Source organism: uncultured Roseobacter sp. (assembly GCF_947491795.1).
Taxonomy (GTDB): domain Bacteria; phylum Pseudomonadota; class Alphaproteobacteria; order Rhodobacterales; family Rhodobacteraceae; genus Roseobacter.
The window spans coordinates 243,750-268,956 of sequence record NZ_CANLKW010000004.1; the positions used below are offsets into that span (position 1 = coordinate 243,750).

A 25,207-nucleotide genomic window follows, 5' to 3' on the forward strand; every position below is an offset into this window, starting at 1 on the left:
AACGGGCAGCCCGCCGGAACCGCAATTGGAATAAGGCAATTTTGCGACCCGGGACGCGGGGCTAGAGAATCATCGCGCCCGTTCTTTGGAACAATGCTCTGTGGAGTGGGGTTGCACAGTTTCCCGATCCTGATTGATATGCAAAGGACACGTTCTTTGCCTGCGTTCCACGCCAGTCAGAGACTCATCCGGAGCCCGCGTTACGGCCCGGCGGCGCAGGCACGGAGAATATTATGGCCGACAACCAGAAATCAGAAAGCGGGCGCGGTTCCAGAAGATATACAAAAGAGGACTGGATCAGAATTGCCCTGGATACGCTGATTTCTGAGGGGGAAGAAAACGTGAAAGTACTGGTGTTGTCGGCCAAACTGGAAACGTCGCGCTCCAGTTTCTACTGGCACTTTGAAAGCCGCGCAGACCTTCTGGACGATCTTCTGGAGTACTGGCGCAGCACAAACACCAAAGCCATTGTCGACAGTGCATCAGAACCTGCGGATACAATTACGTCGGCTATTGTGAATGTGTTCGCCTCCTGGATTGGCAAGGGGCGTTTTGACACCCGTCTGGATTTCGCGGTGCGGGACTGGGCGCGCAGATCGGGGTCTGTCCGTGCGCTGCTCGATCAGTCAGACAACCGGCGGCTTGAAGCGCTGACAAAGATGTTTACAGGTTTTGGGTATCCCGGCGAAGAGGCCGAGGTTCGGGCGCGTATCCTGTATTTCACGCAAATCGGGTATGATGCCCTGGATCATAAAGAAGACTGGGAAACCCGTATTGGCCGCGCACGGCAATATCTGCTCTGTCTCTCCGGTGCCGAACCCTCTGAACATGATCTGCAACGGCTGGATGCGGTGCGGAGGGGGCCGGCGGCAGCTGGTTGACGGTGGTTCACTTACGGCCCGGATGCCAAAGCGCGATCTTTCGGGTTGCTTAACCGTTGCAGACTGTGGGCAGGCAGAAATCACGATCCTCACAGGGCCAGAAGGCAACCCACATTCTGTGCTGTGAAGCGGCACCTCAGATAAAACTCCCAATGGTCATTATGCAATTGCCAAGTCACGGTTTCCCGGTTCAAACTTGTGGGCAACAGGAGATCTGAAAATGAAAGACAGCGTATCGGCACAGCCGGGATACTTCGCGCCGGAAGACTGCAATCTGGATGATCTCAAAGCGCTGACAGCTCAGGAAACGACACCGGAACAGGCCCCGCGCGCCGCGGAAATCCTGAAGAACATCCCGGTCTATCAGATGCATGATATCTCCGCTGATCTGGCGGATGAAAAGACGCGCGCGCAGCTCATGGCGGAATGGGCCGGGATATTGCTGACGGGACCCGGCGTGCTGGTTTTGCGCGGCGCTTGTCGAAACAGCGGGGCGCTTGATCGGGCGTCACAGGTCTTTGAAGAGATTATCGCGGCGGAAAAAAGTGCCGGCGGCGAAGGCGCGGATCATTTCGCGGCCTCGGGTGCAAACGACAGGATCTGGAATGCTCTGCAAAAGCTGTGTGAGCGCGACCCCGAAACCTTCATGCATTGCTTTGCAAGCCCGGGCATTGATGCTGTCTGCGAGGCCTGGCTGGGCAAAGGGTACCAGATGACGGCCCAGGTGAACCTTGTTCATCCCGGTGGTGCAGCACAGCTTGCACATCGCGACTATCACCTTGGGTTTCAGACATCAGAGGTCAGTGCGGCGTTCCCCGCGCATGTACACGCACTGTCGCCGGTACTGACGCTGCAGGGGGCCGTCGCGCATATGGACATGCCGGTTGAAAGCGGACCGACCAGGCTGCTGCCGTTTTCACAGGCATATCTGCCGGGCTATGCCGCATGGCGACTGGAAGACTTCCGGGCGTACTTTGAGGAAAACAGCGTCCAGCTGCCGCTTGAAAAAGGGGACGCACTCTTCTTCAGCCCTGCGCTTTTCCATGCGGCGGGCGCAAACATCTCGTCTGATATTCACAGACTGGCAAACCTGTTGCAGATATCGTCTCCCTTCGGGCGCGCAATGGAGACGGTGGACCGGACGTCGATGTGCAAGCTTTTGTATCCGCACATCAGCAACGCTGCAGTAAACGGTACGCTGTCCGTCGCGGAGCGTGCTGCGGCGATTGCTGCGGTTGCAGAGGGTTATTCTTTCCCCACAAATCTGGACCTGGACCCACCGTCAGGCGGGCTCGCGCCGCAGACGCAGCAGGCATTCTTTCACCAGGCATTGGAAGAAGACCTGGACGCGGATACTTTTGCCGACCGTCTGGACCAGATGGATGCCCGCCGCCTGCCGTGAGGCGACGGGACGTTTTCAGACGGTGCCGCCCAGGCTGCCCTCCAGGGTCGCCATCTCCTGGCCACCGGCCATCATGTCCTGCAGTTCTTCGGGCGTGATATCGCCACGCTCTGCAGTGCCCAGGGTCTTGCCACGGTTCAGCACCGTAAAGCGGTCTCCGACGGCCATGGCATGACGAACATTGTGCGTGATGAACACCACCGCAATGCCTTGTTTGCGCACCTTGTCAATTGTGGCCAGAACGTTGGACGTCTGGCGCACACCCAGCGCTGATGTCGGCTCATCGAGGATCAGAACCTTGGCACCGAAATGAACAGCACGTGCAATCGCGACGGTCTGGCGTTCACCGCCGGACAGTGTGCCGACCGCCTGGTCGGGCCCGCGCAGGTTAATCCCCATTTTCCGCATCTCTTCCATGGTGACCCGATTGGCATAGTCATGGTCGAAAAAGCTGATGCCTGCGACCTTCTTCAAAGGTTCGTTCCCCATGAAAAAGTTGCGGCTGACAGACATCAGCGGGATCATCGCCAGGTGCTGGTGAACAGTCGCGATGCCAGCTGCAATTGCGTCCCGGGGGTCGGCAAAGTCGAGTGGTCTGCCCTCGAAGATAATCTCCCCGTGGGTCGGTTTGTGCACACCGGACATGGTTTTGATAAAGGTCGACTTGCCCGCGCCATTGTCGCCCAGCAAGCAGTGGCACTCGCCGGCAAAGACGTCGACCGAAACACCTGCCAGCGCGATAACGCTGCCAAAGTGTTTTTCGATGTCTTTCATCTGAATGATCGGATCAGCCATATCAGCGCTCCCCCGTAATGATGCGGCGGATGTAGGTGTTCAGGATCACCGCAAAGAGAAGGATCACCCCGAGAAACACCCGGAAAAGAGAGCTCTCCACACCGGCAAAGAAAAGACCCTGCTGGACCACGCCAAAGATCAGTGCACCCAGAGCGGCACCGATAACAGAGCCGTATCCGCCGGTCAGCAGCGCGCCGCCGATGACCACCGCGATGATCGCCTCAAATTCCTTGAGCAAGCCCCGGTCGGCCCCGGCAGAGCCGAACTCCATGACCTGGCAGACGGCAAAAACCGTGGCGCAGAACGCCGTGAACGTGAACATCAGAATCTTGACCTTGTTCACAGGAACACCGGAATTACGTGCAGCTTCTGCATCGCCGCCGGATGCAAAGATCCAGTTCCCAAACCGCGTGCGCGTCAGCAGAATATGCCCGAACACAATCAGAACAAGCGCCCAGATGATCAGCATGGGAATGCCATCTACGACGGGTTGCCCGGCGCGGGAGCCACGCTCAAAGACACCGATAATGCCCGCATCGCCGAGCCACTGAAACAGCGGCTGACCGATTTTTCCGCCAAAAACCGGTGCAAGCCAGTCGCCCTCGGCTGCATCGCGGATGCCGCCAATGATGGTTTTGCGTTCGATGGTCTGTGGGATGTAGATCGTAAAGCCGCGCAGGATGAACAGAAACGCAAGCGTGACAATAAAGCTGGGCAGCCCGGTCCGGACGACAATAAAGCCGTTCAGAGCGCCGAGTGCGCAGCAGATCACAAACGTGATGATGATGGCGATCCACATGGGCCAGGCCAGAACAACGCCAAAGACCGCGATCATCATCCCGGCGAAGCCGATCATGGATCCCACGCTCAGGTCGAACTCGCCCGAGATCATCAGCAGACAGGCACCGACGGCAATGATCATGAACTGAGCTGAAACGATCGTCCAGTTCATCACCCCCTGGCTGTTGAACATGCCGCTGTCGAAAGCAAAGAGCGCGAAAAGAGTGAAAACCGCGACAGTGCCAACGATACCACCCAGTTCGGGCCGTATCAGCGCCTGCCGCAAAGGAGATATCTCCTTTATTCGTTCATCGGTATCGGTTGTATCTGCCATAGCGTGTCCCCCGGCTTGCAGAATGAGAAAAAAAGGGCGGCCCTCATGTTGAGAAGGCCGCCCCTTAAAGTTCGGATATCAGCGGTATTCGCCGGCGAACTCTTCAACTTTGGTCAGGCCGTCCTTGGTCACGAAACCAGGGCCGGAGTTGATGTTGTTGCCGGGCAGAACGCCGTAGCGGTCCCAGTTGGCCAGGATTACCACAGGCATATAGGCCTGCAGGAAGGGCTGCTGGTCGATGCCCCAGTTGATGGTGCCGGCCTTGATGCCTTTGACGATTTCTTCACCCAGGTCGAAGGTACCGAAATGGATGTCACCAGCCATACCGTTTTCCTGCAGTGCTGCAATTGTCGGGTCGGCAGAAACCGGGCCCAGCGTCAGGATGCCGTCAACGTCAGGGTTGGCAGAGAGATAGGCCAGAACCTTGTTTTTGATTTCCGACGGGTCTGTGCCGCTGTCCATCATTGCATCACCAAGATCGATGCCAAGCCCATCCGCGTAACCGCGGCAGCGCTCACCAACTGTCGGCTGCTGGATCGCGTGGTTCACACAAAGGAAGTTTGTCACCCCTTCGCCTTTGGCCCGCAGACCAGCGGCAAAGCCGGCGTCATACTCGGGCTGGCCCACATACATCAGAGCGCCGACCTCACGTGCCTGTTCAGGCGTGCCGGTGTTCATGATGATCACGTCGATACCCTGGTCCACAGCGTTCTGGATCGGGCCTTTGAGCACGTCAAAGTCAGCCAGTGTGGTGATGATACCATCGGGCCCCGAAGCCGCGGCCTGGTCAATGATGCGCGCCATGTCGGCGATGTCGCCTGTGGGCGGGTTGCGGTATTCAACATCGGCGCCAACCTGCTCGCCTGCCAGCGCAATACCGTTCTTGATGGTGTTCCACCATGTGTCGCTGTCAGGCGCGTGGCTGACGAGAATGTACTTCTCACCTTCGGCCGCAGCGGTCTGTGCTGTCATAAAAGGTGCGGCAACAATGGCCGTCGCAAGCACCAGCTTGTTCATCAGTGATGTCATGTGTTTCCTCCCGGGTTTCACCGTTTTCATGGCAAAAGAGTGGCCTGTGCCACCTCTGTGAGTCGACTTAAGCACAGTAGAATTTACTTTGCAACCGGTTGCAAAAATACTCAGTCGATTTCATACTCTGTGCAAACTGTGCTTTGAGGCCGCCCATACGGGCCGGGATTTTTCTGACTATGGCCATAACTCTGAAAGAAGTCGCAGAGCGCGCCGGCGTCTCAAGATCTGCGGTTTCACGCACGTTTACAGATGGCGCATCGGTTTCCGAAAAGATGCGGCGCAAGGTTGAGAAAGCGGCGCGGGATCTGGGCTACAGCCCAAACGCACTTGCGTCTTCGCTGACAACCGGCCGGACAAAACTCATTGGTCTGATATCTAACAACTTTCACAACCCGATTTTTCTGCAGGTCTTTGATCTCTTTACCCGTGGCCTGCAGGACCGGGGCCTGAGGCCACTGCTGGTCAATCTGTCGGACGAAACAGATCCGGAAGCTTCCGTGCGCATGTTGCGGCAGTATTCTGTCGACGGTGCCGTTGTTGCGTCCTCGACCCTGTCGCCCGAGTTTGCAAAAGCTTTCCGGGATGCGGGTGTGCCCGTCGTGCACAGTTTCGGGCGCCATTCCAGTACGCCGCAGGTGCATGTTGTTGGTATTGATAACGTTGAATGCGGTCGGATGGCCGCGCGCACGCTGGTCGAAAGAGGGTACAAGCGGATCGGGTTTCTGGGCGGGCCGCAGAACGCAACCTCCACGCAGGACCGGTTCTCGGGGTTCATGAGCGAGCTGGAAAAGGTGCGCGGACTGACCCTGTCGCACAGTTTTGCCGAAGCGTATTCATTCAATGCGGGCCGGGCCGAAATGATGCGGCTGCTTGGATCGAAACCTGCCGAAGCTTACTTTTGCGGGGATGACGTTCTTTCTATCGGGGTCCTGTCTGCGATTTCTGAAAGTGGTCTCTCGGTGCCCGGGGACATTGGTCTGATCGGGCTGAACGACATGGAAATGGCCGGGTGGCAGAACATTGACCTGACCACGATACACCAGCCGATACGCCAGATCGTAAACTCATCCATAGAGCTGATGGTGGCCATGCTGGACGAGCCGGACCGCTACCCGGAAGCGCGGATTTTCCCCTGTTCGATTGTCGAGCGCGGGACGCTCAGGCCGTTAGGTTTTTGATCGCCTGAATGTCCGTCTGGAGCCCGAATTGTCCGATGCTGCGGCCGGTATGAATGCATGATTCCTTTACCAGCTCTCAAAATGCGCCAAGCTCAAACTGGGTTGTTTCCAGAGCTTCCTGGTACAGGACAACGCGTTCGGTCAAATCAATGCCATGAGTGTGACTGAAGCGGCTGTTTTTGGAGCATCCTCGTATAGACGTGCGGGCTCAGACAGCCAATGCGTTTTTGTCATTCCAGCCGCAATCTCCAGCCATCGCAACACTGAGCCGCCAACTTCCCTCCACCAGCACACAGATGTACAGAGCGTCGATTGCAGCGATTTCCGAGCCATCAGATTTAAGTCGTCGCAGGTTCTTGAGTTCCGCCAATGCCGCATGCTCGTTGCAAATAGTAACGACGACTTCCTCAATCTCGGTATGGTCGAAACCTTCAGCTTCGAGTGCAAAAAACTGCTGCCGCAGCTTCGAAATAAGCGCGTCCTTGCTTGGAATGTGAAGATTGCCGCTTGGACCAATGTAAGTGGCAGGCTCAGAGAAGAGCGAAGCCATCTTTTCAAAGTCGCGAGAATTCCACGCAAGGAGATACGTTTCAATCAGGTTGGCGATTTCTTTCTTAGCCATGGCAACCTCCCGCATTCCGAACAACTGAGCTGTGCCGAGGTATAGCCGATTTCGACTACGTGCGTATGAGAAACCGCCGTTCAGCGGAAAGTCCATTCAATTCGCTTTGTCCCGCACAGCTGATCAACCAATCCCGCAATCACCGCAGCATTGGCGGTCGCGCATCCACCCAGGCACCGTCCGCTCTGGCCGACTCCACGGCCGCATAGACCGCTGCCATGGACCGCAGGCCGTCTTCGGCTGTGGGCAGGGCAGGACGTGCCTCTCCCCGGATTGCAGCGGCCAGATCGACGTAGATATTCGCCACAGCCAGGGGGAAACCTTCGGGGTGTGCAATGGCCACCCGGCTCAGACGTGCGGCTTCATCGGACAGCCCTGCCTCGCCCTTTTCCATGATCTGTGTGCGGCCACCCAAAGGCGTGTAGAACACCTGGTTTGGTTGTTCAGAGGCCCATCGCATCCCGCCGGTTTCGCCAAAGACCTGGATGTCAAAGCCATGCTGGCGACCAATCGCAACAGAAGAGGACCAGAGCCGCCCGACGGTGCCGCCGGCCATGCGGAAATTGACCATCGCATCGTCTTCCAGCTCACGGCCAGGGATGGTCGAGGCAAAGTCGGCGGAGAGCGTTGTCACTTCGTCACCGGCGATAAAGCCTGCCATATGCAGGGCATGAATGCCGCAGTCCGCAAACTGGCCTGACACGCCTGCCATGCTAGGATCATACCGCCAGCGCACGCGCGGATTGTCTGCATCTGTGGCGTCACCATGATGCCCGTGGCTGAAATTTGTCACGATCAGGCGTACTTTGCCGATCTGTCCGGTCTCAACCATCTGGCGCATTTCGCGCACCATCGGGTAGGCGGAATAGCAATAGTTGACCGTACAGATCCTGCCGGATGCCGCGGCGGTTCTGACGATTTCCTCGCCCTCTTCAACCGTCATGGTCATCGGCTTTTCGCACAGCACGTTAAAGCCAGCCTCGAGAAAGGCTTTGGTAATCTCGAAATGTGTCGAGTTGGGCGTGGCAACCGTTACCAGATCGACCCGGTCGTCGCGGTTCTTCTCACCCTCCAGCATTTCCTGCCAGTTTGCATAGGCTCTGTCCGCAGCTACACCCAGAGACTGCGCATAGGCTTTGCCTTTTTTGGCATCCACATCGAGCGCGCCAGCCGCAAGAACAAAGTTGCCGTCCGCCTGTGCGCCGAGGCGATGCGCCGGCCCGATCTGACTGCCTTCGCCGCCGCCGATCATACCCCAGTTCAGTTTTGCCATGGGAGCAGTCCTTTAGTTAAAGCCAATGGATTCAAGGTACTCGCGGTTCGCGCGCGCGTCGCCGACCGGATCAGGGTCAAGCGTCGGATCGCAATCCTGCTCCACAGTGCACCAGCCTTCAAATCCTGCATCCAGCAGAACCTGGCGCACAGCCGGGAAATCAACATCGCCCTGACCAAGGTTGCAGAAAATGCCCTGGCCGCAGGCGTCATAAAACCCGGTGCGCTTTGCAATCACATCTGCCTTTACCACCGGATCTATATCCTTGAAGTGCATGTATGAAATGCGGCCGATGTGGCGTTTCATAAAGGCGACGGGGTCGAAACCTGCATAGGAATGATGCCCTGTATCAAAGCAGATCCTGAGGATGTTCTCCTCCACTTCGTTGAGAAGCCTTTCCAGCTCCGGCTCAAAGTCCATGAAGCCCGCAGCATGCGCATGAATGCCAACCGTCAGCCCGTATTCTTCGGTACCCATCCGCGCAATCTGTGCGATCCGGTCACGGTAAGCCGCCCATTCAGATGCGTCCATCTGTTCGGCTTCACCCGCCCGCCCGGCCGTCGGCGCGCGGCGGTCCGAAATGGAATCGATCAGGACAAGGTGCTTTGCGCCATGGGCGGCCAGTGCTTTACAGGTGCGCACCGAACCATCCATCACATCGTCCCAGGCATTCGGGTCGTGGAACGGGCGAAAAACAACACCGCCAATGAGCTCAAGGTCTTTTTCCGCGAGTGCGTCCCCCAGTACAGCCGGATCTTCGGGCATAAAGCCGACGGGCCCCAGTTCGATTCCCTTGTACCCTGCCGCCGCACAGTCATTCAGCACAGACTGCCATGTGGGATTGCGCGGATCGTCCGCAAATTCAACGCCCCAGGAGCAGGGCGCATTGCCAATACGGATAGTCATAGTGGATCCCTTTTACAGAGTCAGAAGGCGGAAACGTCTTTCCAGGTTTTATCGCGGGAGGAGGCCATGGCTGCAGCGACGATGCGGTTCACTTCCATCCCGTCGCGGAACGTAGGCCAGACCGGTTCTCCGGTCTCGATGGACTGCAGAAAATCCCGTGCCTCAATGATGATCTGGTCCTGATAGCCCGTGCCGTGCCCCGGTCCCTGGCAAAAGGGTTCATAGTCCGGATGCGCAGGCCCGGTCAGAATTCTGACAAATCCGCGTGTCGCCTCAGGACCTTCTGCGCGGTACAGCCAGAGTGCGTTCTGGTCTTCCTGATCGAACCGTATGGCGCCCTTTGTACCCGTGATTTCATAGGCATAGCCCATCTTACGCCCCGTTGATATCCGGCTGAAATACATCTGGCCCATTGCGCCATTCTCAAACCGGCACATCATCTGCGCATGATCATCGTTGTCCACTGTGCCGCCGGGCCGCGTGGCATGGACCGTTTCGACCTCACTGATCAGGCAGGTCACCGGGCCGATCAGGGCAAGTGCTGCGTTGATCATATGAGGGGCGAGATCCCCCATCGTGCCGTTGGCGTCGCCTGATGTGCGCCAGCTTGCCGGCGTTTCCGGGTCCGCCAGAAAGTCTTCGGTGTGCTCGCCGCGAAACCACGTGATGTCGCCGATGTCACCGTTTGCAATCAATTGACGTGCGTACTGACTTGCCGGCGTACGGATGTAGTTGAAGCCTGTCATGTTTGCCACGCCCGCCTGCTCGGCGGCAGCAGTCATGTCGCGGCTGTCCGCGAGAGACGCGCCCAGAGGCTTTTCGCAAAACACAGGCTTGCCCAGATCAAAGGCGGCCAGAGCGATGTCGCGATGTGTTTCCTGCGGCGTGGCAATAACAATAGCATCAACATGCGGGTCATTCACCATAATCCGCCAGTCGTCTGTTCCGCGCGCAAAACCATAGGCTGCGCGGTACCGTTCCGCGCTTTGCGGCGTGCTGGCGCAAATCATCTCGAGCCGTGGACGCAAAGCTGTATTAAACACCGCGCCCACCGCCGACATGGCGACAGAATGGGCTTTGCCCATGTATCCGCCGCCCAGAATGCCAATTCCGATTTCTGCCACGTCCGCTACCTTCAGGAAAATCAGTTTGCAACCGGTTGCAAAATTTGTATCGTGGGATTCTGAACAGCGCAAGACGCGAAATGGGTCTCATCCGAAATCGCCCGAAGGACCGCTCTGAGAATGACCAGCCAGAACACTCTCACCCTGACGACCGCACAGGCCATTATCCGGTGGCTTGAAAACCAGTATATTGAAATTGACGGCGAGGAACTGCGCGTTTGCGGCGGCGGTTTCGGCATCTTTGGTCATGGCAATGTGACCTGTCTGGGAGAGGCGCTCTACAACGTGCGCGACGCGCTGCCGCTGTACCGGGGACAGAACGAGCAGAGCATGGGTTTTGCTGCCGCCGGCTATGCAAAGCAGTGGCTGCGCCAGCGGTTCATGTTCTGCACGGCGTCTGCCGGGCCGGGCACGTCGAACCTGGTCACCTCTGCGGCCCTGGCCCATGCCAACCGCCTGCCCATGTTGCTTTTGTGCGGGGACACCTATGCCACGCGTCTGCCAGACCCGGTGCTGCAGCAGATGGAGAATTTCAACGACCCCACATTCGGTGTGAACGACGCCTTCAAACCGGTGAGCCGTTACTGGGACAGGATCATGCACCCCGCACAGGTGATCCAGTCGCTGCCAGCGGCACTCGCCACAATGCTCGACCCCGGAGACTGCGGCCCTGCGTTCATTGGCCTGCCACAGGATGTCCAGGGCTGGACATACGACTACCCCGATGAGTTTTTTGAAAAACGGGTGCACCGTATCCGGCGGCAGATGCCGGATGAAAACGAGATCAGTGACGCGGTGGCCCTTCTTCGGACCGCGCAGCGACCGATGATCATCGCAGGCGGCGGCATCCAGTACTCCCGCGCTGTGGACGAGCTGAAAAACCTCGCAGAAACGCACCGCATCCCCGTCGTGGAAACTATTGCCGGGCGTGCCAATCTGCTTGCCACGCATCCACTGAACATCGGCCCTGTCGGGGTCACCGGTTCGGACAGCGCCAACGCAATAGCGGCAGAAGCTGATGTGATCCTGGCCGTGGGCACACGCCTGCAGGATTTCACAACCGGATCCTGGACCGCCTTCAGCAAAGAGGCGCGGTTTGTTTCGCTGAATGCGGCGCGCCACGATGCAGGCAAACACCTGTCGTTGCCTGTGGTCGGCGACGCAAAGGTGGGGATGCAGGCCCTGGCGGCGGCCTTGTCCGGATACAGCGCGCCGGAAAGCTGGGTCAGCAAGGCACAGTCGCACCGCGCCGTCTGGGATTCTTATGTTGCTGAAAACGTCTCGTATGGAGACAACCGCCCCAACTCTTACGCGCAGGCCATCGGTGTTGTGAACGCACTCTGCCACAAACGGGACCGTATGGTTGCGGCAGCGGGTGGCCTGCCCGCAGAGGTCACTGCGAACTGGCGTACACTGGATGCCGGAACCGTTGATGTGGAGTTCGGGTTTTCCTGCATGGGGTATGAGATTTCGGGCGCCTGGGGGGCGCGGATTGCACAGTCCGAACGGGAACCTGACAGGGATACGGTCGTGTTCGTCGGAGACGGCTCATACCTGATGATGAATTCGGACATTTATTCATCTGTTCTGACGCGCAAGAAACTGATCATTCTTGTACTCGACAACGGCGGTTTTGCCGTAATCAACAAGCTGCAGAACAACACCGGCAACGAAAGCTTTAACAACCTGATCGCGGATGCGCCCACCGTGCCGGAAGCTTTCGGCGTAGACTTTGAGGCCCATGCCGCCGCGATGGGGGCCAACGCAGAAACCGTTGCCAACCCGGCAGAGCTGGGCGAGGCCTTTAAACGGGCGCAGGCTGCGGATAAAACCTCTGTCATCGTGATGAAGGTTGATGCCTACGAAGGCTGGACGACCGAAGGCCACACCTGGTGGGAGTGCGGCACGCCGCATACCTCCACATCAGAGAAAGTCCGCGCCGCGCATGAAGAATGGGAAAGCGCGCGCGTGCGCCAGCGGAAAGGCGTGTGATGCTGCAGGCTGCGCTGGAAAAACGTAACTTTGTCGTTGTGGGCCGTGTCGGGATGGACTTTTTCCCGGACCCGCCGGGCACCCGTGTGCGTGAGGCGACCGAAATGCGCGTTGGCATGGGCGGATCGTCCGCTAACATCGCGGCGGGTCTTTGCAAATTCGGCTGCTCTGCTGCTCTGGTCACATCCGTGTCCGATGACGCGGTGGGGTGGTATTGCGAGGGGCAGCTCGATCACTACGGTGTTGACCGGCGGTATGTAAAACGCGTGACCGGCGAATACCGCACGTCACTGGCTGTCTATGAGACGCGGGTAGAGGAGCACCAGTCCGTCATCTACCGCAACAACGCGGCCGATTTTCAGATGTCCGTCGCGGATGTCGAGGCCGTGGATTACAGCGCATATGGCGCATTGATCACCGCTGGCACCGTATTTGCCGCCGAGCCGTCGCGCAGCGCGGCGTTCCGTGCCTTTGAACTGGCGCACAAAGCTGGTCTGCCCATTATTTTCGACGTGGATTACCGCCCCTATTCCTGGCCGTCCCCACAGGTGGCCGAAGAGGTTCTGAGCCGTGCCGGCGCCATGGCAGACATCATTGTCGGCAACGATGAAGAATTCGGATTTATGGCCGGGCACATAGACAAGGGTCTGGCAAAAGCACGCGCGCTCGCCCGGTCGTCCGCGCAGATCGTGATCTATAAAAAAGGCCCCGAAGGTGCTGTCACCTTTGCCGGTGGCGATGAGATACCGACCGGAATTTATCCGGTTGAGGCCGTCAAACCGACCGGGGCGGGCGACAGCTTTATGGCCGGATTCCTTGCGTCACTGTCCGAGGGCCGCCCCATGAAAGAGGCCGTGCTGCGCGGTTCCGCCTGTGCTTCCATCGTTGTCGCACGCCCCGGCTGCGCCCCCGCCATGCCTTTTCCCGATGAACTGGAAGAGTTTCTGAAATCGCATCCCGGCCCAACAGAGCCCTGAGGAGGAGATCCCAATGCATATCGCGCCCCATGACAACCAGAACAAACCGATTGTGGATGCAGAGGATCCGACGGTCCCGCTGAACTACTTCAACATTGTCAAACTGACAAAAGGTCAGAGCTTTGAATACCAGGTGCCGGGCTATGAGACCTGCATCGTTCCTGCGACCGGAACAGTAGATGTCGAAGTCGAAGGTGTGTCCTTTTCGGCACTCGGCAACCGGGGCACGGATGTATGGGACGGCGAGCCGGAGGGCGTCTACGTTCCCGTGGGCGCCAAAGTCCGGATTGCCTGTGTTTCAGATGACACCGAAACCTTCATCGCCGGTGCAAAATACGATAAGGTACTGGAGCCTTTTGACGTGCGCGTGGCAGAGCTCGACAAAGTGCAATACGGGTCCGATGACACCAAAACGCACCGCAAAATCAAACATATTCTGGGGCAAAAGCAGCACGACAAGGTGGGCAGGCTGCTGGTCTCGGAACTCTTTACTGTGGGGCAGGGCGGCTGGTCCGGCTTTCCCGCGCACAAACACGATACCGACAATCTCCCCCACGAGACGCGCCATGACGAGACCTATAACTTCAGGTTCCGCCCGAACCATGGCTCCGGCGTCCAGATTCTCCAGCGTGAAGAGGGCAAACCAGGAGACGCTTACCAGCTGATGGACGGCTCCACGATCTGCATCGACAAAGGCTATCACCCCTGCGCGGTGATGCCGGGGTACGAGATGTATTATTTCACCATTCTGGGCGGCCTGTCACAACGCAGCCTGGTGCAGTTTTTCCAGCCGACCCATGCGTATCAGGTCGAAACCATTCCGGGCATCAAGGACATGGTGGCCAAGTTCAAATGACGATCGCGACGCTGGCAGACGTGCTGCAACCCGCTCTGCGGGACGGATATGCCGTGGCAGGTCTTGTCACGCTGGGCTGGGAAGATATGCGGGCCTATGTCGCCGCTGCCGAGGCTGAGAATGTGCCCGTGATCCTGCAGGCAGGGCCGTCCTGTCGGGCGCACACACCTCTGCCGGTTCTGGGCGCGATGTTCCGCCACCTGGCGGAAAACGCCTCCGTGCCGGTCGTAGCCCATCTGGACCACGGCTATACTTTTGACGAGTGCAAAGAGGCGCTGGACAGCGGGTTTACATCCCTGATGTTTGACGGCTCGCGTCTGCCGCTTGAAGAGAACATCGCGCAGACAAAGGCGATTGCCGATATGGCGCATGCCGCCGGTATCTCCTGCGAGGGCGAGATCGGTTTTGTCGGGTATTCAGGTGGCGAGGCATCCGCAGGCACCGACCCTGCAGAAGCCGCGCGTTTTGCGACCGGGACAGGTGTGGATGCGATGGCAGTGTCCGCCGGAAACGTGCATCTGCAGGAAAACAAAGAAGGCGGTCTGGATGAGCCGCGCATCCGAGCCATCGAGCAGCTGACAGACGTGCCTCTGGTGATCCACGGGGGGTCCGGTGTTCCGCTGGAACAGCGCCGCGCGCTGGCGCGTGGTTCCGCCATCTGCAAGTTCAACGTCGGAACCGAGCTGCGCATGGCTTTTGGCGCGGCACTGCGGGATGCGGTCAACAGTGACCCTGCGCGGTTTGACCGTGTGACCATTCTCAGGGACACGCATGATCCGCTTGTTGCGGCCACGCGCCGGGTCCTTGCCGGATTTAAGGGAGAAAACCAGTGCTGAACATTGGATTGCTGGGCTGTGGCCGCATCGGTCAGGTGCACGCCCGCACAATTTTGCGCCTGAGTGGTGCAAGGGTTGCCGCCGTCTCAGACGCCGTTCCCGCTGCAGCAGAGGCCCTCGCCGCTGAAACCGGTGCGTCAGTGATGAGCAGTGAAGCGCTGATCGATACGGGAGATGCCGACGCCGTCGTCATAGGCACCCCTACGGATACGCATTACGATCTCATCCACGCGGCTGCCGCGGCTGGAAAGGCAATCTTTTGTGAAAAGCCGGTGGACATGTCTGCAGACCGCATCCGCGACTGCATCAGAGCCGTCGAGGCCGCAGGCGTGCCGTTCATGACGGCGTTCAACCGGCGGTTTGATCCCGGTTTTGCCGATCTGCAGGCGCGCCTAGCCGCCGGAGAAATCGGAGAGCCGGAACTGATCACCATCCTGTCGCGCGATCCGGCCCCGCCACCGATCAGCTATATCCGCAGCTCAGGCGGTATTTTCCGCGACATGATGATCCACGATCTGGATATGGCGCGCTTTTTGCTGGGCGAAGAGCCGGTGCAGGTCTTTGCGGTTGGCAGCGCGCTGGTAAATCCGGAAATCGGTGCGGCCGGCGACGTGGACACAGCCGCGGTCACCCTGACCACGGCCAGCGGTAAAATCTGTCAGATCAGCAATTCGCGCCGTGCGGTTTATGGCTATGATCAGCGGGTCGAAGTGCATGGCGCAAAGGGTCTGTTGCGGGCTTCAAACATTCTTGAAAACAATGTCGAAGCCGCGACAGAGACGGGTTTCCGCACCGCACCCGCCCGGTATTTCTTCCTGGAACGCTACGAAGCCGCATACCGCGCGGAAATGGCCAGCTTTGTGGATGCGGTCACAAACGGCTCGGCCATGACGCCGGATATTCACGACGGATTGCGCGCCCAGATGCTCGCCGACGCGGCGACACAGTCGTGGCAGGAGGGCGTCGCGGTCGTGCTGGCTTGAAGGGCTGTGGCGCGGGCCCTGGCAGCGCAATCAGGAACATCGCAGGCTGCGCGGATTCACTGGTGATAAATGCTGGGATGGCGGCCACGCCCGGCATCTGATTATGAAATCGGCGTCACAGACTGCATCGCCCCTGTTCTGGTAACCGGCCAGTGACAGTGGCGCCAGGGTCCACGAGCGGTTGCCTTTTCTCCCCGGCGTCAGCCGGTGTGACCAGCCGCGACTTTCTGAGCAGAGTTGCGCCGTGTCAGCAGGATGCGGCGCACAAATGCCAGAACAAAAACAAACGTCATGATCAGAACGATTGTGGGTGCAGGGGCGCTGTCGATAAAAAAGCTCAGGTAGGTTCCGGCGACCATTGAACCCGCACAGATCAACACCGAAACCCAGAGCATGGTCGAGAACTGCCGCACCAGCAGGAAGGCGATTGCCCCGGGCGCGATCAGCAGACCGATGGCGAGAATAAGACCCGTGGCCGAGAGTGTCGCGACAATCGTGAGAGACATGGCCGCCAGCAGACCGTAGTGCAGCCAGTATACCGGCAACCCCGCAGCGCGGGCCTGGGCGGGGTCAAAACTGTGCAGCAGCAGGTCTTTCCATTTCAGAACAAGTGCTCCCCCCACAAGGATGGAGATAATGCCAGCCGTTCTGATTTCGTGGCCTTCGATGCCCAGCATGTTGCCGAAAAGCACGTGATCGAGATGTATGCTCGTCTCGACCGCCACATAAAGCACGATCCCAAGCCCGAACATGCCCGAGAATACAACGCCCATCACCGTGTCCTGCCTGACCCGGCTGTTGTCTGCCAGCCAGCCGCTGGCAACCGCGCAGATCATTCCCGCGACAAAGGCTCCGATGAGCAGGGGAAGCCCGAGAATATACGCCAGAACGATCCCGGGCAGCACAGCATGGCTGACGGCGTCCCCCATCAGCGCCCAGCCTTTGAGCACCAGAAAACACGACAACAGCGCCGTCGGCACAGAGATGATCAGCCCGATCAGAAAGGCGTTCTGCATAAAGGCAAAGGTGAAAGGCTGGAGCAGCACGTCCATCACCCGGCCTCCTGCAGCGCGTCCGCGCGATCCGCCGTCACAGCCGAACGGGCCCGGCGGCGGCTGGCCAGCAGCCCGTGTTTCGGGGCCAGCAGAAATGCCGTCAGAAAGATCAGCGTCTGCAGGGTGACGATGATGCCACCGGTCGCACCATCGAGAAAATAGCTGATATAGGCACCAAAGAACGACGTCACGGATCCGATGATCACCGACACCACAATCAGGCGCGGAAACCGGTCGCACAGCAGATAGGCTGTGGCCCCCGGCGTCACGACCATGGCGATGACAAGAAAAGCCCCGACCGTCTGCATTGCGGCAACAACACTGGCGGACAGCAGAACAAAGAACATCGCCTTGAGCCTGCCCGGGTTCAGGCCAATTGTCCGGGCGTGGTTTTCGTCAAAAAAGGTGACCATCAGATCTTTCCAGCGCGTCAGAAGCACCGCCAGCGAGACAAAGCCGATGATGGCCAGTTGCAGTGTGTCCTGCGGTGTGATGGCCAGAATATTGCCCATGGTGATCGTCTGGACCGAGACGGCCATCGGATTGATTGACACGATGAACAGTCCCAGCCCGAAGAAGGACGTGAAAATCAGACCGATAATGACATCGGGTTTCAGCCCGGACCGTTCAGACAGAAACAGCATCGCACCCGCGGCAAGCCCGCCGGCAATGAAAGCACCCAGCGCAAAGGGCAGCCCCAGGATGTAGGCGCCCGCGACACCGGGTACGACCGAATGGGACAGCGCATCGCCGATCAGCGACCATCCTTTCAGCATCAGATAGGCAGAGAGAAAGGCGCAGACCCCGCCAACCAGGGCAGAGACCCACATCGCCCTGGTCATGTACCCGTAGGTGAACGGCTCCCACAGCGTCTCGATCACGACCGGTCCTCGGTCCGCTGTGTTTTTTCGCCGTATTGCACAAAGGGCCGTTCATCGTCGGTCAGAATGGTGACCTGACGACCATCGTCATCGTCATGCAGGGTTGTACCACCGAGGGTAAAGTGGCGCAGCACACCGCCAAAGGCCTTTTCCAGGTTTTCGCGGGTAAAGGTGGTGTCGGTCGGGCCATGCCCCAGAACAGTGCCTTTCACCAGGATCGTGCGGTCACAAAATTCAGGCACCGAACCGAGGTTGTGCGTCGACACCAGCATTACGCGCCCCTCGTCCCGCAATTCACGCAGCAGGGAGATGATCTGTTCTTCGGTTTTCACGTCGACCCCGGTGAACGGTTCATCCAGCAGAATGACCTGGCCATCCTGAGCAAGCGAGCGGGCCAGAAAGACCCGTTTGCGCTGGCCCCCCGACAACTCACCGATCTGCCGGTGGCGAAACTCCTGCATGCTCACGCGGGCCAGGGCCTCGTCGACGGCGGCGTGATCCGCCGGACCCGGCCTGCGCAGAAACCCCATGTGCCCGTACCGGCCCATCATCACCACGTCCTCGACCAGCACCGGAAAGGCCCAGTCAACCTCTTCGGACTGGGGGACATAGGCGACAAGGTTCCGGCGCAAAGCCTCGCGCACGGTCAGGCCAAGGATTTCGATCTGGCCGCTTGCTGCGGGCACAAATCCCATAACCGCTTTGAACAGTGTCGACTTGCCGGCACCATTCACACCGACCAGGGCCGTCACCGTGCCACGCGGTATCTCAAAGCTCGCATTCCACAGGGCCGTGTGCCCGTTGCGGTATGTGACCGTCACATCGCGTGCACATATGCCCGGGGCGGGCGGCACCGCTGTCGCCTGCATCGTGGTCACATCGGGTTCTGTGTGCATGTCGGCTCCCAGGGGTCAGGCGTCATTCGGCGGCAGCGGTCAGGCCGTCGGCAACGGTTTGAGCGGTCACAGTCAGCAGATCGAGATAGGTCGGCACCGGCCCGTCGGCGGCGCTCAGGCTGTCTACATAAAGCACACCACCGAACGATGCACCGGTCTCACGCGCGACCTGTTCAGCGGGTGCGGTGTTCACTGTGCTCTCACAAAAAACGACGGGGATATCGTTTTCCCGGACCCCGTCAATCACCGCCCGGACCTGTTGCGGTGTGCCGACACGGTCCGCGTTCATGGGCCAGAGGTACAGTTCTTTGAGGCCGAAGTCGCGGGCAAGATAGCTGAACGCGCCCTCACAGGTCACAAGCCAGCGCTTTTCCTCCGGGATGGCTGCCACGGCCTGCCGCAGCGGGGCAATCGTTTCGCGCAGCTGTGCCTTATAGGCTTCGGCGTTGGCTTGATAGATGGCAGCGTTATCGGGGTCCTGTGCGCTGAACGCCTTCAGGATGTTGTCGATATAGATCAGCGCATTGTCGAGACCCATCCAGGCATGGGGGTTCGGTTTACCCTCATAGCTGCCCGATGCGATGGAAACGGGCTCGATGCCCTCAGTCAGCGTGGCAGAGGGCACGTCTTTCATATTGGACAGAAACTGCTCGAACCACAGTTCCAGGTTCATCCCGTTCCAAAGAATAAGATCAGCGTCCGAGGCACGGACAATGTCGCGCGGTGTCGGCTCATAGCCATGAATTTCCGCGCCTGGCTTTGTGACCGACACAACCTCGGCCGCATCGCCCGCGACATTGGCAGCCATATCCGCAAGCACGGTAAAGGTCGTTACGACCTTCATTTTTTCATCCGCCAGTGCCGTATTCGCGCACAGAGCGATGAGGCCGGCGGCAATGGAATGTGAAAACGTTTTTGTCAGCATCAGCAGTCTCCTTTCAGAAGACATAAGGCTGCTTCTTGTAAATGCAAATCACTCGCAACTGTCAAGCCTGACGAAGTGACCGCAAAGCCGCCGGTGCTGCCTCTGGATGTCAGCCCGCGCCCCGGGTGGGCAGGTGCAGGGACGCCGTCAGCCCGCCGCCACCGCTCGTGGACAGCCTGAATTCCCCGCCATGGCCTTTGGCCACCGCTTCCGCGATCGACAGGCCCAGGCCGTTGACGGAGGTCTCCGAGACCTGGACGAAACGCTGCATGGCGCGGGAGAGGTCCTGCTCAGACAACCCCCGTCCGTTGTCGTGGACGGATAAGACAGTCTGCCCGTCCTCGCGGCGCACGCTGACCCGGATGGTGGTCAGATCCGGGCCTGCGTGCAGCAAGGCGTTGTCCACCAGATTGGACAAAGCCTCGCGCAGCATGGTGACGTCACCGGTAACCCATGGGTTATCTTTGTCGGCTTCCCAGCTGAGAGTGACCCCCGGCGGCATACCGGCCTTTGCGGCTTCGACCCAGCCGGCCAGTTCAGCGCCAAGGTCAATCTCCTCGAACGCGGCCTGCGGCGTCAGCGATTCAGCACGCTCCAGCATCAGCAGCTTCTGACTGAGATCCGCCAGGTGACGTGTTGCTTCCAGCAGATCCCCGGCCCGGGCGGTGGCCTGTCGCTTGTCACTGGCCGCAACCACGGCCTCTGCCAGCGACAGCACACCGGCAATGGGATTGCGCAGCTGGTGCGCAGCGTTTCCGATGAATTCCGATTGTGCCGCCATCGTCTGGGATACCTGGCCCAGCAACCGGTTCAGGGTCGCGACAATACCACCGACTTCGGTCGGGACCGCCCGGCGGATCGGCGAGAGATCACTGCCCGACCGCGCACCTATGGCATTTTCCAGGTCAAGCAGCGGGCGCAGGCCCAGTCTGACGCCAAACCAGACGATCAGACCCAGCGACAGGATCAGCGTCGAGATCGCGATGAACGAGCGCATGACGAGATCACGCACAAAAGCGGCCCGCAGCGCGCTGTCCTGCCAGACCGTTGTTGTGAAGATACCCGCGAACCCATCGATTTCGGTACGGTTCTGAACGCGCACGCCGCTGACCGAACGCCCGAGGTACATCGCGTTGAAATATGCGGGCCGGGCGGCCTCACTTCTGTCCGTGGGGATGCCCACCGGCGGGGTGGCATAGCCTGCCACGATGACGCCATCCGGGGCATACACATGATAGAACACGGGCCCGCCGGACGTGCTTTCGAGAATGTCGCTGGTCCGCGGCGACAGCGCGTCCCCCTCAGAGATGGCGACGTCATTGGCCACGGCAAGCGCTGCGGACAGAAGCCCGCGGTCGAACACCTCTGCGGCGGTACGGCGGGCATTCCCGAGCTGCCACAGACCGGCGAGAACGGCGAGGGTCATCAGCGGCAGCAGAATGATTGCGGTCAGGCGGACCCGCAGAGAGATACTGCGGTTCATTCGGGCAGCTCGAGCGCGTAACCTATGCCCCGCTGCACCGAGATCCGCAGATCATACCTGGCCAGCCGCTTGCGCAGCCGCGAGACGTAGACCTCGATGACCCGCTCGTCGGTCTCGCTGCCCGTGCCATAGACGTGATCCAGCAGCTGGTCCTTGCTGACCGCGCTGCCCTGTGCCGCGGCCAGCGCCTCCAGAACACTGAGTTCGCGGCGCGGCACTTCAACGGCGCCTTCGCCTGAGGTCAGCTGCAGCGGTTCCAGCCCCAGCGTGAGGTCTCCCAGCGGAATGCTGCGCTGTGGGGCCGCTTGCCGGCGCCGTGCCAGGGCCCGCACCCGCGCGGCCAGTTCATCCATAGCAAAGGGTTTGACCAGATAGTCATCTGCGCCGGCATCAAGGCCCCGCACACGGTCCTCGGTGCCCGACCGGGCTGTGAGCAGGATCACCGGGCGCGGATCATCCCGCCGGCGCATGCCGTGCAATACATCCAGCCCGCTCTGACCCGGAAGGTTAATATCCAGAATGACCAGATCACTGTCTTCCTGCCGCAGAAAATCGGACGCCTGCAAACCGTCCGACAGTGCATCGACAGAATGTCCGTCGTCCTCCAGCCGGTAGGTAATGCCTTTGCGCAGGCTTGTGTTGTCTTCGACCAGTGTGATCCGCATGAGGTATTTTTTCCCTGATGAAGGCTTGATGCAAGCTTCCTGGGGCACAAAGAGGCACCGAAGCAGGAATCACCTGCTCAGAAAACGGGGCGTGAACGACATCTGTTCACGTTACATGGGAGGAAAACATGGGAATTTCGAAAACCACGCGCCGCGTGGCGATGGGTCTTGTCGCGGCAGCGGCAGCAGGGCTGGCATCAGGCGCCACCGCAGGCGGTCACGGCATCGACCTGTCCGGCAAGACAGTAGAATGGGTCATTCCATTCTCTGAAACGGGCGGATCCGCCAAATGGGCCAACTTTTATGCACCTTTGCTGAGCGAAGCACTGCCGGGCAATCCGACCGTTGTGGTCAAGTTCATGCCGGGCGCGGGCTCGACAAAGGGTGCGAACTGGTTCCAGGAGCAAAAGTACGAAGACAGCGAAGGCACGCTGATTTTCGGATCTTCCGGCTCTACACAGTTCCCGTATCTGCTGGGCGACCCGCGGGTGCGTTATGAATACAACGACTGGGAAGTGGTTCTGGCGTCCGGCACGGGCGGTGTCGCCTATCTGCCGCCGGATCTGGCCGGTCAGATGGATGGGATGGATGCCTCTGCCCTGCGCGAGACAGATTTCATCTATGGCAGCCAGGGCGCGACCCGTCTTGACCTTGTGCCGCTGCTGGCCTGGGAAATGCTGGGTCTGAATGTCGAGCCTGTGTTCGGCATCAAGGGTCGTGGTGACGGCCGTCTGATGTTTGAACGCGGCGAGGCGAACATCGATTATCAGACGTCTTCTTCGTACCTGAAAGGTGTGACGCCTCTGGTCGAAGACGGTACAGCTGTGCCGATGATGTCATGGGGCGCACTGGACGCAGATGGTAACATCGTCCGCGACCCGACATTCCCGGACATGCCGACGTTCAAAGAGGTTTGCGAGGCGACAGAAGGCTGCGAAACAAGCGGCGAGCAGTGGGATGCCTGGAAGGCCTTCTTTATTGCAGGTTTCCCCGCACAAAAGATGGTGTTCCTGCCCGCAGGTGCCTCTGAGGATGCCAAAGTTACCTACACAGCCGCTTTTGAAGCTGTGAAGGCACGCGCGGATTTCGCAGAAATCTCTGGCGGGCGTCTGGGCAAATACCCGCAGATGACAGGAGAGGCCGCCACCGGTGCGCTGGCGTCGGCCACTCAGGTGCCTCAGGCAGCCAAAGACTTTGTCACAGGCTGGCTCCAGGAACGCTATGGCGTTTCGCTGAACTGAGCCAATGATCCCCGGCGTCAGAACGACGCCGGGGTTTTCTTTTCTGACAGAAAGCTGATGTGATGGAAGTGATCTCGGTCGCCCTGCCTGCGCTGTCCGACGCTGCGGGCCTGATACTGCAACCGATCGTTCTGGGATATCTGGTCCTCGGGGTGGTCATGGGCCTGTGTATCGGGGTTTTCCCCGGGCTTGGCGGCATTGCGGGGCTGTCATTGTTGCTGCCCTTCATGTTCGGTATGGACCCGGTGCTGGGTCTGGCCCTGATGATCGGTATGGTGGCCGTTGTGCCCACCTCGGACACATTTGCTTCTGTTCTCATGGGGATACCCGGGTCATCGGCCAGCCAGGCAACCGTTCTGGACGGCTTCCCCATGGCCAAAAAAGGCGAGGCTGCCCGGGCATTGTCTGCTGCCTTTGCTTCTTCGCTTTTCGGCGGGCTGGTCGGGGCCATGTTCCTGACGGTTTTCATCCTGATTGCGCGGCCCATTGTGCTGGAATTCCGCACGCCCGAGCTGTTGATGATCACCATTTTCGGTCTGTCGATGGTTGGTATTCTTGCAGGCCGTGTCGCGATCAAAGGCATTGCCGCTGCGGGCCTTGGCATGATGATCGGAACCATCGGCGAGGGCGACAGCGCGGGCGAGCTGCGCATGGCGACCTATGACATGCCCTACCTTGTCGATGGCCTCAAGCTCGTCATCGTCGGCCTTGGCATCTTTGCCATTCCCGAAATCGTGGCACTGCTGCGCAAGGACAGAGCCATTTCTGACCGCAAACCGCTGGGCGGCGGCTGGTCTGCCGGTGTGCGTGACTGGTTTGCCAATATCTGGCTGTCGGTGCGCTGTTCCATTATCGGTGTCATCGTTGGCGTCATTCCCGGTCTGGGCGGGTCGGTCGTCGACTGGATCGCCTATGGCCACGCGGTGCAGACCACGAAAGACAAATCGAAATTCGGCCAGGGTGAAGTGCGCGGCGTGATCGGGCCGGAAAGCTCGAACAACGCCAAAGAGGGTGGTGGTCTTGTGCCCACGCTTCTGTTCGGCATCCCGGGCTCAGGCTCCATGGCGATCTTTATCGGGGCGATTGCCCTGCTCGGGTCGGGCAACATCGAAGTCGGGCCCTCGATGCTCAAAAACAACCTCGATATCACCTATGCCATCGTCTGGCTGCTGGCGCTTGCCAATGTCGTCGGCACGCTGATCTGTATTGCGGCCTCGGGCGGTATCGCGCGTCTTACCACGATCCCTTTCTCGCTGCTGGCACCTTTTCTCTTTATGATCATCGCCTTTGCGGCCTTCCAGTCCGGGCAGGATATCATGGATCTGGTCGCTCTTTTCGCAATCGGTCTGCTGGGCATCATGATGCGCCGGTTTGACTGGTCGCGTCCGGCGTTTCTTATCGGGTTTGTTCTGTCCAACCCGGCAGAGACCTATGCCAACCAGGCCGTTCAGATCGCACAGTCGCGGTTCCGCAAGAGTTTCGAGGACGGGATCGACTACATCTTTTCGCCCATTGTTATTGTCCTGATCATCATCACCGTCATTTCTGTCGTCGTTGGTTTGCGCCAGGCGAAAACCATCATGGCAGAGGGTGCGGTCGAGAGCGGATCGAAACGTGCGCCGCTGATCTTTCTGCTGGTTGTGCTGGGCTATCTGCTGGTGGCCTTCACCAATGCGGCGATGATCCCGGACTACGCCGCGGCAGACAGGGTTTTCCCGCGCTTTGTGTCCGGTGTTGCCATTGTCGGATGTGTCATCCTGCTGGTGCAGATGATGATCCGGCCCGAAACCCACGCGCTGTTTGCCGACAGAGAGCAAGAAGAGGACAGCCGGTTTGGCCTGTGGTCCACGCTCGCCTGGTTTGCAGCACTTCTGATCATGACGGCACTCATGGGCTTTGTGCTTGCACTGGCGATCTTCCTCTTTGCCTTTATCCGCTTCAGGGCAGGTCGCAGTACGGTGTTTGCGGCGGGCTATACGGCAGCTGGCATCGCCTTTATCTGCTCTATGGCGGGGCTGCTGAACCGTGATTTCCCGGCAGGTCTGCTGCAGGAAGTCACAACGCTGCCCTGGCCGCTTGGGTAGTCCGGT

General features: G+C 59.4%; 23 protein-coding genes. 10 read left to right on the top strand and 13 right to left on the bottom strand.

The window, feature by feature from the left end:
- The first annotated feature begins 233 nt into the window (after window positions 1-233).
- Both Q1A34_RS17720 and Q1A34_RS17725 read left to right on the top strand, forming a co-directional pair.
- Entirely contained in the window at window positions 234-881 is a 648-nt protein-coding gene (locus Q1A34_RS17720; RefSeq protein WP_300037428.1) for a TetR/AcrR family transcriptional regulator, read from the top strand.
- A 220-nt stretch (window positions 882-1,101) separates the two neighbouring features.
- Complete coding sequence (locus Q1A34_RS17725) at window positions 1,102-2,283, top strand: phytanoyl-CoA dioxygenase family protein (RefSeq protein ID WP_300037433.1); 1,182 nt, start codon at window positions 1,102-1,104, stop codon at window positions 2,281-2,283.
- A 15-nt stretch (window positions 2,284-2,298) separates the two neighbouring features.
- Here Q1A34_RS17725 and Q1A34_RS17730 read toward each other — a convergent pair whose 3' ends face one another.
- The 3 genes from Q1A34_RS17730 to Q1A34_RS17740 all read right to left on the bottom strand — a co-directional run bounded on the left by Q1A34_RS17730 (window position 2,299) and on the right by Q1A34_RS17740 (window position 5,221).
- Window positions 2,299-3,078 (bottom strand): ATP-binding cassette domain-containing protein, encoded by a 780-nt coding sequence (locus tag Q1A34_RS17730; RefSeq protein WP_300037435.1) that lies wholly within the window; start codon window positions 3,076-3,078, stop codon window positions 2,299-2,301.
- Window position 3,079: 1 nt separating this feature from the next.
- Window positions 3,080-4,192, bottom strand: coding sequence for an ABC transporter permease (locus tag Q1A34_RS17735; protein ID WP_300037438.1), 1,113 nt, complete (start codon window positions 4,190-4,192; stop codon window positions 3,080-3,082).
- 78 nt (window positions 4,193-4,270) lie between these two features.
- Window positions 4,271-5,221: a sugar ABC transporter substrate-binding protein gene (locus tag Q1A34_RS17740; RefSeq protein ID WP_300037441.1), complete on the bottom strand. Its 951-nt coding sequence runs from the start codon at window positions 5,219-5,221 to the stop codon at window positions 4,271-4,273.
- Window positions 5,222-5,400: 179 nt separating this feature from the next.
- Between Q1A34_RS17740 and Q1A34_RS17745 the strand changes: the two genes are divergently transcribed.
- Window positions 5,401-6,402, top strand: a complete 1,002-nt coding sequence (locus Q1A34_RS17745; protein WP_300037444.1) for a LacI family DNA-binding transcriptional regulator — start codon at window positions 5,401-5,403, stop codon at window positions 6,400-6,402.
- Between the two features lie 208 nt (window positions 6,403-6,610).
- Here the strand turns inward: Q1A34_RS17745 and Q1A34_RS17750 are convergent, their stop codons facing one another.
- The 4 genes from Q1A34_RS17750 to Q1A34_RS17765 form a co-directional block, all read right to left on the bottom strand.
- Window positions 6,611-7,024: a DUF4440 domain-containing protein gene (locus Q1A34_RS17750; protein ID WP_300037447.1), complete on the bottom strand. Its 414-nt coding sequence runs from the start codon at window positions 7,022-7,024 to the stop codon at window positions 6,611-6,613.
- Window positions 7,025-7,163: 139 nt separating this feature from the next.
- Window positions 7,164-8,297, bottom strand: coding sequence for a Gfo/Idh/MocA family oxidoreductase (locus tag Q1A34_RS17755; protein ID WP_300037450.1), 1,134 nt, complete (start codon window positions 8,295-8,297; stop codon window positions 7,164-7,166).
- A 12-nt stretch (window positions 8,298-8,309) separates the two neighbouring features.
- A complete protein-coding gene (locus Q1A34_RS17760) occupies window positions 8,310-9,203 on the bottom strand; it encodes a TIM barrel protein (RefSeq protein WP_300037453.1) in 894 nt (297 codons plus the stop codon).
- Window positions 9,204-9,223: 20 nt separating this feature from the next.
- Window positions 9,224-10,327, bottom strand: coding sequence for a Gfo/Idh/MocA family oxidoreductase (locus Q1A34_RS17765; RefSeq protein ID WP_300037456.1), 1,104 nt, complete (start codon window positions 10,325-10,327; stop codon window positions 9,224-9,226).
- Window positions 10,328-10,447: 120 nt separating this feature from the next.
- Between Q1A34_RS17765 and iolD the strand changes: the two genes are divergently transcribed.
- Genes iolD through iolG form a run of 5 tightly spaced genes read left to right on the top strand, consistent with a single transcriptional unit; the run spans window position 10,448 to window position 15,971 of the window.
- The gene (iolD, locus tag Q1A34_RS17770) at window positions 10,448-12,319 is read left to right on the top strand and encodes a 3D-(3,5/4)-trihydroxycyclohexane-1,2-dione acylhydrolase (decyclizing) (RefSeq protein ID WP_300037459.1); all 1,872 of its coding nucleotides are present in this window, start codon (window positions 10,448-10,450) and stop codon (window positions 12,317-12,319) included.
- On the top strand, window positions 12,319-13,296 hold the full coding sequence (gene iolC / locus Q1A34_RS17775) for a 5-dehydro-2-deoxygluconokinase (protein ID WP_300037462.1): 978 nt from the start codon (window positions 12,319-12,321) through the stop codon (window positions 13,294-13,296). The genes iolD and iolC overlap by 1 nt, the downstream gene beginning before the upstream one ends.
- Before the next feature lie 13 nt (window positions 13,297-13,309).
- On the top strand, window positions 13,310-14,152 hold the full coding sequence (locus tag Q1A34_RS17780) for a 5-deoxy-glucuronate isomerase (protein ID WP_300037465.1): 843 nt from the start codon (window positions 13,310-13,312) through the stop codon (window positions 14,150-14,152).
- Window positions 14,149-14,988, top strand: coding sequence for a class II fructose-bisphosphate aldolase (locus Q1A34_RS17785; RefSeq protein ID WP_300037468.1), 840 nt, complete (start codon window positions 14,149-14,151; stop codon window positions 14,986-14,988). The genes Q1A34_RS17780 and Q1A34_RS17785 overlap by 4 nt, the downstream gene beginning before the upstream one ends.
- A complete protein-coding gene (iolG, locus tag Q1A34_RS17790; RefSeq protein ID WP_300037471.1) occupies window positions 14,982-15,971 on the top strand; it encodes an inositol 2-dehydrogenase in 990 nt (329 codons plus the stop codon). The genes Q1A34_RS17785 and iolG overlap by 7 nt, the downstream gene beginning before the upstream one ends.
- A gap of 200 nt (window positions 15,972-16,171) precedes the next feature.
- On the opposite strand, the gene Q1A34_RS17795 is transcribed toward iolG, so the two are convergent.
- From Q1A34_RS17795 to Q1A34_RS17820, 6 genes are all read right to left on the bottom strand, one after another.
- Complete coding sequence (locus Q1A34_RS17795; protein WP_300037474.1) at window positions 16,172-17,023, bottom strand: metal ABC transporter permease; 852 nt, start codon at window positions 17,021-17,023, stop codon at window positions 16,172-16,174.
- On the bottom strand, window positions 17,023-17,904 hold the full coding sequence (locus Q1A34_RS17800) for a metal ABC transporter permease (protein WP_300037579.1): 882 nt from the start codon (window positions 17,902-17,904) through the stop codon (window positions 17,023-17,025). Before Q1A34_RS17800 ends, Q1A34_RS17795 begins: the two co-directional genes overlap by 1 nt.
- Window positions 17,904-18,776, bottom strand: a complete 873-nt coding sequence (locus Q1A34_RS17805) for a manganese/iron ABC transporter ATP-binding protein (RefSeq protein ID WP_300037582.1) — start codon at window positions 18,774-18,776, stop codon at window positions 17,904-17,906. The genes Q1A34_RS17800 and Q1A34_RS17805 overlap by 1 nt, the downstream gene beginning before the upstream one ends.
- Window positions 18,777-18,825: 49 nt before the next feature.
- The gene (locus tag Q1A34_RS17810) at window positions 18,826-19,728 is read right to left on the bottom strand and encodes a metal ABC transporter substrate-binding protein (RefSeq protein ID WP_300037477.1); all 903 of its coding nucleotides are present in this window, start codon (window positions 19,726-19,728) and stop codon (window positions 18,826-18,828) included.
- Between the two features lie 109 nt (window positions 19,729-19,837).
- Complete coding sequence (locus tag Q1A34_RS17815; RefSeq protein WP_300037480.1) at window positions 19,838-21,211, bottom strand: sensor histidine kinase; 1,374 nt, start codon at window positions 21,209-21,211, stop codon at window positions 19,838-19,840.
- Window positions 21,208-21,876, bottom strand: a complete 669-nt coding sequence (locus Q1A34_RS17820) for a response regulator transcription factor (RefSeq protein ID WP_300037483.1) — start codon at window positions 21,874-21,876, stop codon at window positions 21,208-21,210. The genes Q1A34_RS17815 and Q1A34_RS17820 overlap by 4 nt, the downstream gene beginning before the upstream one ends.
- 128 nt (window positions 21,877-22,004) lie before the next feature.
- Between Q1A34_RS17820 and Q1A34_RS17825 the strand changes: the two genes are divergently transcribed.
- Window positions 22,005-23,117, top strand: a complete 1,113-nt coding sequence (locus Q1A34_RS17825; protein WP_300037485.1) for a tricarboxylate transporter — start codon at window positions 22,005-22,007, stop codon at window positions 23,115-23,117.
- 62 nt (window positions 23,118-23,179) lie between these two features.
- A complete protein-coding gene (locus tag Q1A34_RS17830; RefSeq protein WP_300037488.1) occupies window positions 23,180-25,201 on the top strand; it encodes a tripartite tricarboxylate transporter permease in 2,022 nt (673 codons plus the stop codon).
- Window positions 25,202-25,207: the final 6 nt, after the last annotated feature.